General features: G+C 61.3%; 13 protein-coding genes. All 13 read left to right on the top strand.

The genetic code is table 11. The annotated features are described in order from the left end of the window. Positions 1 to 2,166 (top strand): type I secretion system permease/ATPase (locus CWS72_RS27115; RefSeq protein ID WP_338056234.1); only part of this gene is annotated, 2,166 nt, incomplete at its 5' end. After that, positions 2,153 to 3,640, top strand: coding sequence for an HlyD family type I secretion periplasmic adaptor subunit (locus CWS72_RS27110; protein ID WP_199176015.1), 1,488 nt, complete (start codon positions 2,153 to 2,155; stop codon positions 3,638 to 3,640). The genes CWS72_RS27115 and CWS72_RS27110, both read left to right, overlap by 14 nt. A 13-nt stretch (positions 3,641 to 3,653) precedes the next feature. Continuing rightward, positions 3,654 to 5,126: a TolC family protein gene (locus tag CWS72_RS27105; protein WP_199176014.1), complete on the top strand. Its 1,473-nt coding sequence runs from the start codon at positions 3,654 to 3,656 to the stop codon at positions 5,124 to 5,126. Positions 5,127 to 5,246: 120 nt separating this feature from the next. After that, positions 5,247 to 5,492 (top strand): type II toxin-antitoxin system Phd/YefM family antitoxin, encoded by a 246-nt coding sequence (locus CWS72_RS27100; protein ID WP_158240846.1) that lies wholly within the window; start codon positions 5,247 to 5,249, stop codon positions 5,490 to 5,492. After that, positions 5,489 to 5,929: a type II toxin-antitoxin system VapC family toxin gene (locus CWS72_RS27095; protein WP_101253791.1), complete on the top strand. Its 441-nt coding sequence runs from the start codon at positions 5,489 to 5,491 to the stop codon at positions 5,927 to 5,929. The genes CWS72_RS27100 and CWS72_RS27095 overlap by 4 nt, the downstream gene beginning before the upstream one ends. Positions 5,930 to 5,993: 64 nt before the next feature. Further along, on the top strand, positions 5,994 to 6,701 hold the full coding sequence (locus tag CWS72_RS27090; protein ID WP_158240845.1) for an aspartyl protease family protein: 708 nt from the start codon (positions 5,994 to 5,996) through the stop codon (positions 6,699 to 6,701). Then, positions 6,676 to 6,909: a PDZ domain-containing protein gene (locus CWS72_RS27085; protein ID WP_101253789.1), complete on the top strand. Its 234-nt coding sequence runs from the start codon at positions 6,676 to 6,678 to the stop codon at positions 6,907 to 6,909. Before CWS72_RS27090 ends, CWS72_RS27085 begins: the two co-directional genes overlap by 26 nt. A 148-nt stretch (positions 6,910 to 7,057) precedes the next feature. Next, positions 7,058 to 7,249, top strand: coding sequence for a hypothetical protein (locus tag CWS72_RS27080; RefSeq protein WP_146002912.1), 192 nt, complete (start codon positions 7,058 to 7,060; stop codon positions 7,247 to 7,249). A 228-nt stretch (positions 7,250 to 7,477) separates the two neighbouring features. Then, complete coding sequence (locus CWS72_RS27075; RefSeq protein WP_101253787.1) at positions 7,478 to 8,662, top strand: formylglycine-generating enzyme family protein; 1,185 nt, start codon at positions 7,478 to 7,480, stop codon at positions 8,660 to 8,662. 75 nt (positions 8,663 to 8,737) lie between these two features. Beyond that, positions 8,738 to 11,089, top strand: a complete 2,352-nt coding sequence (locus CWS72_RS27070) for an autotransporter outer membrane beta-barrel domain-containing protein (protein WP_101253786.1) — start codon at positions 8,738 to 8,740, stop codon at positions 11,087 to 11,089. Positions 11,090 to 11,149: 60 nt separating this feature from the next. Further along, positions 11,150 to 11,521, top strand: a complete 372-nt coding sequence (locus CWS72_RS27065) for a hypothetical protein (RefSeq protein ID WP_101253785.1) — start codon at positions 11,150 to 11,152, stop codon at positions 11,519 to 11,521. Between the two features lie 228 nt (positions 11,522 to 11,749). Further along, a complete protein-coding gene (locus tag CWS72_RS27600; protein WP_146002911.1) occupies positions 11,750 to 12,706 on the top strand; it encodes a hypothetical protein in 957 nt (318 codons plus the stop codon). Continuing rightward, a partial coding sequence (locus tag CWS72_RS27595; protein ID WP_146002910.1) for a hypothetical protein occupies positions 12,703 to 13,547 on the top strand: 845 nt, incomplete at its 3' end. The genes CWS72_RS27600 and CWS72_RS27595, both read left to right, overlap by 4 nt.

Raw genomic sequence — 13,547 nt, 5'->3', positions numbered from 1 at the left:
GGCATGGACGGGGATAGGACGGGGGCGGGGTTTGACAGCGGACTGGCGGCGTTGGTGCTGTTGGCCCGTTATTTCGGTATCGCCGCGGATGCGGCGGAGCTTCAACACCGTCTCGGCAAGAGCAGCGGCGAGGCGAGCGGAGCGGAGGATCTGCTTCGTGCCGCCCGTTGGCTGAAACTGAAGGCTCGCTTCGTTGCGGTGAAAGCGGAGCGTCTTTCGAAGACGCCGTTTCCCTGCCTGGCGGCGATGACGGACGGCAGTTTCCTGATTCTGGGCCAGATCGTCGACGCCCGGGATGGGACGAGACGTCTGTTGCTGCAACGGGCGGGCGACGCCCGGCCGGAACTGATGGAATGGGAGGATTTTCTCGCCGTCTGGAACGGCCATGTTCTCCTGCTGGCCCGCCGGGCCATCGACGCGCCGTTGGGTCGAAAATTCGACCTCTCCTGGTTCATGCCGGCCGTGTGGCGCTATCGGCGCGTGCTTGGCGAGGTGCTGCTGGCCTCGCTGTTCCTGCAAATCCTCGGGCTGGTGACGCCGCTGTTCTTCCAGGTGGTGATCGACAAGGTGCTGGTGCATCGCGGGCTTTCCACCCTCGACGTCATCGTGCTGGGGGTGGTCATCGTCTCGCTGTTCGAGGTGCTGCTGGGCGCCTTGCGCACCTATGTCTTTTCCCACACCACCAACCGCATCGACGTGGAACTGTCGGCCCGCGTGTTCGACCATCTCATCGGCTTGCCCATCGCCTATTTCGAGGCCAGACGGGTGGGCGATTCGGTGGCGCGCGTGCGCGAACTCGAAAATATCCGCTCCTTCCTCACCGGCTCGGCGCTGACCCTGGTGATCGACCTTCTCTTCACGTTCGTCTTTTTGGGGGTGATGCTGTCCTACAGCGTCGATCTGACCCTCATCGTCGTCGCCTCTTTTCCCTTCTATATCGCCCTCTCGGCCGGGGTGACGCCGCTCTTTCGGCATCGGTTGGACGAGAAATTCCGCCGTGGCGCCGAGAACCAGGCGTTCCTGGTGGAATCGGTGACGGGGGTGGAGACCATCAAGGCGATGGCGGTCGAGCCCGCCCTGCGCCGGCGCTGGGAGGAGCAGGTGGCGGCTTACGTCAGGGCCAGCTTCTCCACGCAGACCCTGGGCAATATCGCTTCGCAGACGGTGCAGCTCATCAACAAGCTGACGCTGGGCGCGACGCTTTATTTTGGCGCCAAGGCGGTGATCGACGGCGATCTGACCGTCGGCGGGCTGGTCGCCTTCAACATGCTGTCCGGCCACGTCGCCCAGCCGGTGCTGCGGCTGGCCCAGATGTGGCAGGACTTCCAGCAGGCGCGGATTTCCGTCGAGCGCCTGGGCGACATCCTCAATTCCCCGGTCGAGCCGCGACCACGCAACGTTGCCGCCAGTCTGCCGCCGATCAAGGGATTGGTGTCCTTCGAGCATGTCTCCTTCCGCTATCGCCTCGACGGGCCGGAGATCCTGAAGGACATCAGCTTTTCCGTTCCCGCCGGCCAGATGATCGGCATCGTCGGTCCCTCGGGCTCGGGCAAGAGCACTCTCACCAAGCTGATCCAGCGCCTTTACACCCCTGAATCGGGCAAGGTGCTGATCGACGGCGTCGATCTGGCCATGGCCGATCACGCTTGGCTGCGCCGGCAGGTCGGCGTCGTCTTGCAGGAAAATATGCTGTTCAACCGGACGGTCCGGGACAATATCGCGCTGGCCGATCCGGCTTTGCCGATGGAGCGGGTGATCGCCGCCGCGCGGCTCGCCGGGGCGCACGATTTCATCCTTGAGCTCGCCAACGGCTACGACACCGAGATCGGCGAGCGCGGCACCACGCTTTCTGGCGGACAGCGCCAGCGCATCGCCATCGCCCGCGCCCTGATCGGCAATCCCCGCATTCTGATCTTCGACGAAGCCACCTCGGCCCTCGATTACGAATCCGAACGCATCATCCAGGACAATATGGCCGGCATCGCCAGGGGCCGCACGGTGTTCGTCATCGCCCACCGGCTTTCCGCCGTGCGCCGCGCCGATCGCATCCTGACCATCGAGAAGGGGCGGTTGGTCGAGGATGGCAACCACGATGCGCTGATCAGGACCGGCGGCCGCTACGCCACCCTTTACGGCATTCAGGCGGGTGTTCATGTCGGCGAGTGACCGGGCCAGGCGGGGTATTGCCATGAATGCCGGGCGTCTGTCCGCCGTCTTGGCCGGGATCCATGGTCGCCTGGCGGATCTTGCCAGCCAATGGCGGCGGCCCGGCCACGAACGGGAGTTTTTGCCGGCGGCGCTGGAAATCGTCGAGACGCCGCCTTCGCCGCTGGGCCGTACGATCATGCTGACCATCGTGGCCCTGGTGGGGAGCGCGTTGCTGTGGTCCATATTCGGCCGCGTCGACATTATCGCGACGGCGCAGGGGCGCATCGTGCCGTCGGGACGCGTCAAGACGATCCAGCCCTTCGAGATCGGGGTGGTGAAGGCGATCCATGTCAAGGACGGCCAGCAGGTCGCGGCGGGCGATCTGCTCGTCGAACTCGACCTGACCACCAATCAGGCCGACCAGCGGCGCATCGCCCGCGATCTTTCCCGTACCCGCCTCGATGCCGCCCGTCTGAAGGGGTTGCTGGGGCCGGCCGGGGGCAACGTCTTCGACGGCCTTGAAACCGAGGCCGATCCCGCCGACCTGGCCACGGCGAGAAGCGAGATGATGGCGCAGGCCGCCGAGCAGGCCGCCAAGCTTTCCGCCATCGACCATCAGGCCGAGCAGCGCCGGGCCGAACTCGAGGGGGTGAAGGCGACCATCGCCAAGCTGGAGGCCTCGTTGCCGCTGATCTCGCGCCGGGCCGACCTCCGCGAGGAGGCGGCCAGGATGGAATACGGCAATCAGATCGACATGCTGACCGCGCGGCAATTGTTGGTCGAGCAGCAGCGCGAACTGGTGGTCCAGGGCCACAAGAAGGACGAGACCGAGCGAGCCATCGCCGCGCTTGCCGCCCAGCGCCGACAGGCCGAGGAGGAGTACCGCAGGACGCTGCTGGCCGATCTCGCCAAGGCCGAGACGCAGATTTCCGAACAGGACCAGGATCTGGTCAAGGCGACCCGGAAGACCATGTTGCAGACCCTGTGGGCGCCGGTCGACGGCACCGTGCAGCAACTCGCCGTGCATACGTTGGGCGGCGTGGTGACGCCGGCGCAGGCATTGATGGTGATCGTGCCGGCCGATGCCGCCTTGGAAATCGAAGCCAGCCTTCCCAATAAGGATGTCGGTTTCGTGCATGCCGGCGAGGAGGCCGAGATCAAGGTCGAGGCCTTTACCTTCACGCGCTACGGCCTTCTGCACGGACATGTCGCCGGCGTGTCCCGCGATTCGGTCGGACAGGACGAGCGCGCGCAGTCGCAACGCGACGCCGGTGACAAACCCTCGGCCCCGGTCGATCCGACGACCCGTGAGCCCTCCTATGTCGCCCATATCGCCCTTGCCGAGACCGCCATCGAGACCGAGCAGGGGGCGACGCCGCTCATCCCCGGCATGGCGGTCACCGCCGAGATCAAGACGGGGCGCCGGCGCGTCATCAGCTATCTGCTCTCGCCATTGGTCCGTTACCGCCATGAAGCGATGACGGAACGTTGAAGGATCGGCCGGAATGCGCCACGGGCAACAAGACATCATCGCGCGGATTCGCCGGCCGGGGTCGTGGATCGGCCTGCTCGTCGGCGGAATGTTGCTTCCCTCGGTCGCGGCGGCCGACGGCATCGATCCTTTCGATGCGGACGGCGACATCCCCCAAACCCCGGCGAGTTCGATGCTGGGGGGCGGCGCCTGCGCTTTTGGCGCCCCCGGCCAGCCCCTGAGCTTGACCGAGGCCGTCGAACGCGCCCTGTGCGGCCATCCCAAGACGATGGCGGCATGGGCCGGCATCAAGGAACAGGCGGCGGCGGTCGGGGTGGCGAAAGGCGCCTATCTGCCGACCTTTTCCGGCTCGGTCCAGGAAATGCGCGATGGATCGAAGACCAAGGTCGTCGGGCATCCCGAACTGGAGACCTCGGTCGTTTCGACCGCCTACAGCGCCGGCATTTCTCTTTCCTGGGTGCTTTACGACTTCGGCGGGAGGGAGGCCGCCCTCGACAATGCGACGGAACTTCTTGCGGCGGCCCAGGCCAGTCACCAGGCGGCGCTGCAACTCGTCTTCGCCACCGTGGCCAAGGATTATTACGCCGCCCAGGCCAGGCAGAGCCTGCTGACGGCGGCGTTGGAAACCGAACGGATGGCGAAACACGGTTTCGACATCGCGACGCGGCTGGTTCATACCGGGGTATCGCCGGTCAGCGACGCCCTGCAGGCCGAGACGGTCCTTGTGCAGGCCCAGGTGGACAGGGCCAGGGCCGAGGGCGACGCGCGGAGCGCCGTCGGCCTGCTGGCGGCGGACATGATGCTTCGGCCGGATACGCCGGTGACGCTGCCGGATGCGGACACCGGCCTCAAGCCGGATGCGGCATTCGAAAATGCGGTTTCGGCCCTGATCGACGACGCGGTGCGCCGGCATCCTTCCGTTCGTGCCGCCGAGGCGCAACTCAGGGCGGCCGAGGCGGGCATCCGCCGGACGGAAGCCGAGGGATTGCCGACGGTCAGTCTGGTCGGCAGATCGAGCCGCGACAATCAGCCGGTCAGCGAAGGCCTGGGGCTGCGAAGCTATGCGGCCACGAAGACCGACAAATATGTCGGTTTGCAGGTCACGGTGCCGTTGTTCGAGGGATTTCAGCGGGAATACAAGGTCCGGCAGGCGAAGGCGCAGACCGAAGCGCAACAGGCCAGCCTGGACGATACGCGCCGGCAAGTCGGACTGGACGTCTGGACGGCCTATCAGGCGGTGCAGACGGCGACGCAAAATCTTGTGCGGAGCGCCAAGCTTCTGGACATCGCCCAACAGTCCTGCACGGTTTCGCAACGGCAATACACCATCGGAACCGGTTCGATGATCGAGCTTTTGAACACCCAGTCCGCCCTGGCCGCCGCCAAACGGCAGAAGGTCCAATCCCTGGCCGACTGGCGGACCAGCCGTCTCGATTTGGCATCGAAGCTGGGCCGGTTGGCAATGGACGGTATCGAGGGCGAATGACGATCATAAAAATCGAGCAATGTGGCCGTTCCCATCAATTGAGGACACGCCCTGGAAGCCACCCTTGTGCTTTTCCGGTATATAGTCGATATTATGGTTGTTCTGGTCAGAAGGTGCGACATGGCGACATGGCAGGTTCAAGAAGCGAAGACTCGGTTGAGTGAGATGATCGAGATGGCCCGCGTGGAAGGCCCGCAGACCATCACGCGGCACGGCGTGGCCCGTGTTGTCTTGTTGTCCGTCGAGGACTACCAGGCACTTGTCGCTCATAAGCCCGATTTCAAATCCTATCTGCTCGGTGGCCCGAAGGTGGAGGACTTCACCATCGAGCGGGAGCCGGATACTGGTCGGGATATCGCGTTATGAGCGGAGGACGGCGCTATCTGCTCGACACCAATATCGTGTCGGAAACGCGGAAGGTGCATATGAACGATCGGGTTCGCGCCTTTCTCACGGAGATGGATGCGTCCAGCCTCTACATCAGCGTTCTGACTGTCGGCGAATTGCGCAAGGGCGTCGAAATCAAGCGCAGAAGTGATCCGGATGCGGCAATTCTGCTCAATGGCTGGGTCGATGGGCTCGAACAGAGCTTTGCCGATCGCATCGTCGCCATCGACACCCCCATCGCGCGGCTGTGGGGGGAATTGTCGTCGGATCGTTCGCGGCCCGTCATCGATACGCTGATCGCGGCAACAGCGCTGACCCATGACATGATCCTGGTGACCCGGAACACGAAGGATTTGGACGGGATCGACGTGGCGTTGCACGATCCTTGGGGCAAAGACCGCCCCGGAGTTCTTTGAGAGCCTGGGGGCGCCAGTGACACGAAAGGATTGGTTCGACAGCCGGAGGATGGGCCGGACGGGAATGTCCGTGCCGCATCATTGGCTCGCCCGCTGCGGCCTGGCGACCGTTCTCCTCTTTGCGCCATGCATGGCGGTGGAGGCGGCAGGGCCGGCCGACGACCCTCCCTCGGCGGCCGAGATCGAGCATGCTCTCGGCGGGGCCGGTGATACCGCGCCCGCGTCGGAGACAGACACCGTCGCTGTGCAAAGCATCGTCGTTCCCTTCGTCGCCGAAGGAGGACATATCGTTATCGAGGCGTCGCTCGACGGCCATCCGCCGCGACCCTTCTTCCTCGATAGCGGTGCCCGGACGACGGTCACCCGGGAAGCCGCCCAAGACCTCGACGCCGCCTCCGATGGCGACAGGCTGATGGCGGGGTTCGGGCCGCATCTGGTCGCCGCGAAAGTGGTGACGGCGCGAAAGATCGCGCTCGGCGCGGCCGTCATCGAGGATCAAAAGCTCCTGGTCGCCGAACTGCGGAACGGCCTGGTCGATCGCGGTTCGAAACCCCGGTTGGCCGGACTGATCGGCGCGGAGCTGCTACGCAAATACACGGTGCGCATCGATTATCACAACCGGCGGCTGACGCTGATTCCGCCCGGACGGTTCGAGCCGCCGGCCGAGGGTTTTTCCTTGCCGCTGACCACGCAAATTCGAGCCCGACGCCGCCGCGCGGCCAAGGACGTCGTGGGAGGGAACGGGGCTGATCTTCGACAAGCCGGAGCGTGAGTTCTTCGAGATCATCGACGTTCTGCCCGGGACCGCCGCCGAGCGCGCTGGCTTGCGGTCCGGTGACCGCGTCGTCGCCGTCAACGGCCATCCGGCCCGTGATCTGGGCTTAAGCGACATCGGGACGATCACTCTCGGTAAGGAAATGGCCCTCGAAACGGCGGACGGGCAGCGGTTCGATCTTGCGGTCGGGCAGATCTTGCCATGAAGGGGAGTATTGGTGCGGACATGGCTGGTCTGCATAGGACGACTTTGAAAATGACGCCGATGTTTGTTCGACGCGGTTATTTGTGACGGCCCATTACGCCGACGGCGGTGCCTTCGTCGGCATTCATCCTGTTCATCGGTGTCTTCAGATGCTTCGGCCTTTCGGACAGAAGGCCGACGAGGGCTTTCTGGCGGCGCGGCTGAGCCTGGGGGAGATGTCGGACAAATGGGCCGACATCGTCCTGGAGGCCGAGGACCCCGCGCTGTTCGCCAGCGTCGACGCGGCGGTGGCGGCGGCCAACAATGTGGCGATGGCCGAAGGACGCCAACGCGCAGCCTGAGAAAAGCAGCCTATGACATAAAAATTTCTTCTTTTGGTTGTGTGGTTTTGGCGGTCTCGGAACGTCTATATGGGAATAGAAGCCGAAAACGATTCCGGTGGGCGGGGGCAGGTTCAGACGGGCATCACACTTTTTATTTAGCGTAAGGCAAGACTGTTTCCGCGAAAGCGGAGACAGGGAGGCAGGAGCTATGCGCCGTCGGCGGCGGTAAGAAGGACGCAAAAAGGCATGAACAGCAATAAGGCGATTTTTCCGGCGGGGAGAGAAAAGACCTCGGTAGGTAGTTGGAATGCGTTTTGCGCTGCCATGGCCGCAATGGTGGTTTCCGTCGTGCTACCCCGGAGAGAGGGGGGAAGACCGTTTAATATTTTGGCGGTATTATCAGCGAAAATCATTCGAGCTTTCTGTCGCCCGCCAAGGAACGGTTTTGTCTCCAGTCTCGTCGCCGGGCTACTGTTTATCTGCGTAATATTCAACACTCTTCCGGCGGCGGCGCAATCTAACGCGGAAGTATCGCCGGCGACCGAGGCTACGCCTTCCGCATTTACGACTTTTCGCGACTGCCCAAACTGTCCGGAGATGGTGACGCTGCCGGGCGGCACTTTCGAAATGGGCTTGTCCGATGAAGACGCGGGGCGCTTGGCGGTGCCGCTGAATTTTCTCGTATCCCTGCGGCCGAAGCATCGCGTCAGCGTAAAGGCCTTCGCGATCGGCAAATACACGGTAACCAGGGACGAGTTCGCGTCATTCGCGCGCGAGACCGGATTTGTTTCGCACGGATGCGAAGTCTATGACGGGCGTACATGGATTAACAGCGGTAGCAACAATTGGCTAGATCCTGGTTTCGATCAGACGGGGCGGCATCCGGTTGTTTGCGTATCCTGGAATGATGCGCAAGCATTTCTGTCTTGGCTTAACACGAAGATCGGACAAGTGGCCGGCAAACGAAACGGCGGGCGTTACCGCCTTCCAACCGAGGCCGAATGGGAATACGCGGTCCGCGCCGGAACGGTGACTTCCCGCTATTGGGGTGATGACCCCTCGGCGCAATGCGTCAACGTCAACGGCGCCGATCAGGCGGAGAAACTGGCCTTTCCAGACAAGACGACGGTCGCTCCGTGCGACGACGGCTTCGTTAGAACCGCGCCGGTCGGGACGTTTCGTCCCAATCCGTGGGGGCTCTTTGACATGCTCGGCAACGTGGAGCAATGGGTTGATGATTGCGGGCACCACGATTATTCCGGCGCACCATCGGATGGAAGCGCGTGGGCGGCGGAAGATTGCCGGGAACATGTTGCGCGCGGCGGGGCCTGGGTGACGCCCCCGCAATTGATCACTTCTTACGACAGGATAAGTTTTCCACCCGACAAACGCAGCGGAGCTTTCGGGTTCCGTGTGGTGAAGATTGAATGAGTATCCTTGCAGAAATAAAACAACAATCGTTTTGAAAGTAATTTGTAGCGTAATTATTTCCCATCGGAGGCGGAAGTGGCTCTAATTGATACGTCCGGTATTTCAAACGCGTGGACGGATTTTCAAAACACTGTGCAGGGCTACAAGAACGGGACGAACACAGCCGGTGACGTTGCTGTCAAAGCGGCGACCCTCGCGTCCGCGGTAAGTTCGTCGATCGATTACACGAATTCCGCGATCAGCGCCGCCGACAAGGTTCTGGGGCTGGCCACCAGCGCGGCAAATTTAAATTCTGATATCAAAGATTATAAAAATGCGACTGCCTTGGATGACCAAACCGCACAAAATAATGCAATCGCATCCATGATCGCGGATGGCGCCACATTCACAGGTAAGGCGTCCGGTATTCTTGGTCTCATCGGAGGGCCTGCGGCATTCGAGGCACTTGAACCAATCGGCCTTGCCGCTGATGGCGTGGCGCTCACCGCGAACGCATGGCTGCTTGCCAACAAGGTTGGACAATCCCTGGCCGATTATTTGTCCGCCGTCGAAACCGCCATAAAGCAGGGTGTCATAGATGAAAGCACCGAGTGGGGCAGCCTGTCTCCGATATCCTTCAATCTGCCTGATCCGTCCGGCCGTTGGGGCCTGAGTACGAATGTATACGGCAACATAAGCGGTGCCAATATAGATCCGACGAGTCCGAATTTCGGCACCAAGGTATTCATCGTTCCTCAAGAGGATGACCAAGGAAATACAATTTGGTCGACCACAACGATTGCTCCGACCAGCACGGGATTCTCGATTGAGGGCATCGGTTCCGATGGTGTCACGTATGATTTGACCGGAGCCTCGTCCGCCAGCTTCACGTCTTCCGGCAATATCCTGGTGTCCACGTCTGGCGGCTCTGCTTTCTCGATTGACCGGGTTACGGGCTATATCTCTGGCCAGAATGCCGTCGCCGGCACAATTGGCGACAATATTGTCAAAATAATAACTCCGCAATCTGGCGATCCCTTCGCGGTTCAAAGTGCCGCATCATCCACGTCATCCGATACCGTATTGTCGGTTGTCCCAGTCACCATCGTTTCCAGGGCCAACGGCCTGACCGAGGTGGATCTGTCCGGCACCGGAACCGGCGTGGTGCTGGACGCGAACAACACCCAGGTGGGCACGGCGCAGGTCTACAGCGGCTATTCGATCGGCACCCTGACCGCCGGCGGTGGTTATATCACGACGACGGGCGGCGCGGCTTACAGCTTCGCCTCCGGGATGAGCCCGGTGATCAACGCCGACGGCACGGTATCGGTGAGCTCAAGCTTGGGCACCCTTTCGATCACGCCGTCGTCGGGGGCGGGAACATTCGCGGCGGCCGGCGGGACGACGGTGGCGCTGGACGGGACGCAGGCGGTCGACCTGACGGCGGCGGGATTGCGGGTGGGCGGTCTGTCGGTCAACGCCGACGGATCGGGAACGCTCGCCGCCGGCGGGGCCAGCCTGTCCTTCGGGGCGGGGTCGAGCCTTCGTCTTTCCGATGGCGGCGCGGTGGTGACCTCGGCGGACGGAACGAACGCGGCGTCGGTGACGTCGGACGGGGGCCTGTCGGTGGACGGGGTGACGGTGGCGGCCGATGGAACGGGTCTGATCGCTATCACGACTCCGGCGGGCGCGGTGGACGGGACGACGCTGACCACACTGATCGACGGGGATGGTCATATCGTCGATCAGGCGTTGCCGCAAAGGGCTGATGGTCGTAGAGGCCATTGGGGACTCCTGTCTTGGGGGGTGAGGAACTGCACAACTTCATTCTCAAGACAGGAGATTTCCCGACGCTATAGGCCGCTTGTCCTGGTGGGCGGTGTTGTCCAGCTTGGCTGCGCTCAACCCGAGGCCAAGCGGACGTCCGCGTGCCGTTCCCAGCGAAGACAACGGTCAGAGGGCTTTGTCACCAGAACGAACAGAGCTTTTCGGACTCTGACCCCGGTTTTCGTAACCCTGTTTTGCATCACGGTCGGGTCAATTGACGTTGTGGCCGCAGAAACGGATGGCCTAGGTCAGTGGACAGGCCTCTGGTGCTCTGGCCGCGACGAAATTGGTGTGAACACGCATGCGGACTTGGGGTCGCACGCGGACGGCCAAACGGCGCCGTTGTATCTTTATGTTCGTCTCTATCTGGGGGACGCCAATTCGTACACCGTTGAGGGGCCTGCGACACCGCTTGGAGACGGCCTCGAGTTGACCGATGGCGAATGTCAGATTCGTGCTGAGAGGCGTGGCACGCAGATGATCGTCACGGACAATCACAGGTGCGACAAGATTTCCGCTGCGTTCCAACACCGAGAGTTCAATCGAATCAAGCAACACATCGTTTTTGGCCATTCTTGGCGAAGCAAGCAACATTGCTCAGAAACGACGAGTGACCAGTGAATTCGCGGGAAAATAAACAGCCTGAGTCCGATGACCAGAAAGTCCGAGATTCGAGCGGATATGGAGAATGATCAATGGCCGACCTTCCTATTTCAACTTCACAATTGCAGGCGGTCATCGCGGCGCAAGAAGTCGGCGGCGGCCAGCGCCTATGGCCAGCTTCTGAGCAACCAGTTCGACACCATCGATAACGGCGGCACGGCCAGGCTGCCCGCGGACGTGGCGGCGCTGGTGGCGCTGGCGGTGCAATTGCAGGCGGCGAAGGCCGACGAGGGCTTTCTGGCGGCGCGGCTGGGCCTGGGGGAGATGTCGGACAAATGGGCCGACATCGTCCTGGCGGCCGAGGACCCCGGCCTGTTCGCCAGCGTCGACGCGGCGGCGGCGGCGGCCAACAATGTGGCGATGGCCGAGGGACGCCAACGCGCAGTCTGAGAAAAGCGGCCTATGACATAAAAATTTCTTCTTTTGGTTGTGTGGTTTTGGCGGTCTCAAAACGTCTATGGGAATAGAAGCCGAAAACGATCCCGGTGGGTGGGGTGGAGAAAGACTTCAGGGGCAGGGCTGCATCACGCAACAATCGGGTGACCGGGCCGTTTCTCGCGGAAAGCGGGAAACGGTGGGGAAGACTGTGGTCGGAATGACGGAAAGGGCACGAAGGGGATGAACAGCAAGAAGGCGGACTCCAGGTCGGGGGTGCCGATCCCTTTGGAACGGTGCCGGTTGGCATTTTGGGTCGCCATGAGCGTGGTGCTGATGTCTGTCCAGGCTCTTGGGGCGGATGGGCAGCAGGCCGGGGCATCGGGAGTTCCGACGAGCCAATGGGTCGACGGGCGAACGCTCCCGCGCTCTTTCAAGAGCGAAGCTGACAAGGCGGTGATCTTCAAGCTTTACGCGCATAGCGCAACGACGTTGACCTATCCCACGGAAGCCGACTTGGCGCACGGCGCATCGAAGGAGGAGATCGCCTTCTGCCGCAGCTTTGGCGAAGACCTTCGCGCCATGCGGGGCATTAAATTCATCGAGCCGATCGCGAGAGGGGAGACGATCGATGATCCCAAATTGCGTGCCTATTGGCCGAAGTGTGAGAAGCTCAAGCCGGATACAGTGATATGGCCGGCTATCGATTCAAAAGGGTTAGACGTTCCACGGGAATATTATCGTACAAAATATACATATATTTATTATGTTAATTTTCTAAATGAAAATCCTGAAAATGATCAATACGTTTTGTATGTAGAAGGTGTTTGTACAAAGGCTAAAAGTCAGAAATGTATTTTTCCAACTTATAACGTCCTGTATCCAGATAGTTGTACTCTCGATGATGATGCCTCACTACAGGGGCGGGACACATACGAAAATCTGTGGGCGGAACAATACGGATTAAGTGCATTAGTTTCTTATCGAGGGAAGGTGTGGTCGCTTAGTATAGAAGATGACGGCGGTGTTCAAAATATAACTCTGTCTAAAAATACATGGACAGGAACAGTTATAGCGTCTCCCGGGGATACTGACGAACTGAGTCCCATAAAACATACTTCTTGTTTATTCCAGAGGCCTCTTTCCCCTCAAAAACCATTGCCTGCGCCAAATAGCGGAAATCGGAGTGACGGAAAATGACCCCGCAAGATGTGGTTTCGAATGCCGCGAGTGCTCTCGGCCTGAGTGAAGGTTCCGAAACATATATTTATTACGATAGTCGAGGAATTCCGACGCTTGGGATTGGAACTGCTCTGGTTGTTGCTTCGGTTGTTAACGGCCAAACAGAATGGTCGGTAATGAGCCAAGCCAAGCTGACCAAGGTACTCGAAGCGCTCGGTGTATCGGCCACCCAGGCGGTGCCGAATACGAATGGCGTTAAAACGACGTACGATCTTTTGCTTGCCGCACTAACCACCGCGGCAACGGCACTTAACAATAACGGCGGTACGGTCCCTGGCTATAATGTAAAAACCCCCATCCAATTTTCCATACCGGGTCTGACGTCGCAGCCGGTGGTGTCTCAAACGGCCGCCGAGACGATCGCGACCATCAAGCTCAACGATCTCTACACCCAGTACAGCGCTGCCTATAATCCCGCGACTTTCGGCTTCGGGGCTTCGTGGAACGCGCTCAATTCCGATCAGCAGGTGTCGATACTGCGTCTTGCCTACAACGTCGGCAGTCCCGGCGCCTCCCTCTACGCCGCACTGACCCAGAAGGATGCTTCTGGCAATCCCGCACCGGATTTCCTGCGGGCCGGGCTGGAGGCGATGGTCAACAGCAACGGCGGCTTTGTCGGCAACACGGCGAATTCGGATTGGTCGATCGCCCAGCCGTTCCTGCAAAGCTGGCTGACCGCCGGGGTGGCGGCATCGGCCACCGACCTCGCCACCCTGGCGCAGTTCGCGCCGCAGATCGATCGCTATCTGAGCGGCCTCATCGGAAAAGGCGCCGGCAGCGACGTCGTGACCGAGATCGC

Source organism: Telmatospirillum siberiense (genome assembly GCF_002845745.1).
Lineage (GTDB): Bacteria > Pseudomonadota > Alphaproteobacteria > Rhodospirillales > Magnetospirillaceae > Telmatospirillum > Telmatospirillum siberiense.
The sequence above is the reverse complement of the archived record's forward strand: the minus strand, read 5'-3'. Positions and strand labels throughout refer to the sequence as shown.

Bases quoted from the DNA above. Each gene is read 5' to 3' on its own strand.
- CWS72_RS27110 (WP_199176015.1), top strand. From the start codon at position 2,153: ATGTCGGCGAGTGACCGGGCCAGGCGGGGTATTGCCATGAATGCCGGG.
- CWS72_RS27105 (WP_199176014.1), top strand. From the start codon at position 3,654: ATGCGCCACGGGCAACAAGACATCATCGCGCGGATTCGCCGGCCGGGG.
- CWS72_RS27100 (WP_158240846.1), top strand. From the start codon at position 5,247: ATGGCGACATGGCAGGTTCAAGAAGCGAAGACTCGGTTGAGTGAGATG.
- CWS72_RS27095 (WP_101253791.1), top strand. From the start codon at position 5,489: ATGAGCGGAGGACGGCGCTATCTGCTCGACACCAATATCGTGTCGGAA.
- CWS72_RS27090 (WP_158240845.1), top strand. From the start codon at position 5,994: ATGTCCGTGCCGCATCATTGGCTCGCCCGCTGCGGCCTGGCGACCGTT.
- CWS72_RS27080 (WP_146002912.1), top strand. From the start codon at position 7,058: ATGCTTCGGCCTTTCGGACAGAAGGCCGACGAGGGCTTTCTGGCGGCG.
- CWS72_RS27075 (WP_101253787.1), top strand. From the start codon at position 7,478: ATGAACAGCAATAAGGCGATTTTTCCGGCGGGGAGAGAAAAGACCTCG.
- CWS72_RS27065 (WP_101253785.1), top strand. From the start codon at position 11,150: ATGGAGAATGATCAATGGCCGACCTTCCTATTTCAACTTCACAATTGC.
- CWS72_RS27600 (WP_146002911.1), top strand. From the start codon at position 11,750: ATGAACAGCAAGAAGGCGGACTCCAGGTCGGGGGTGCCGATCCCTTTG.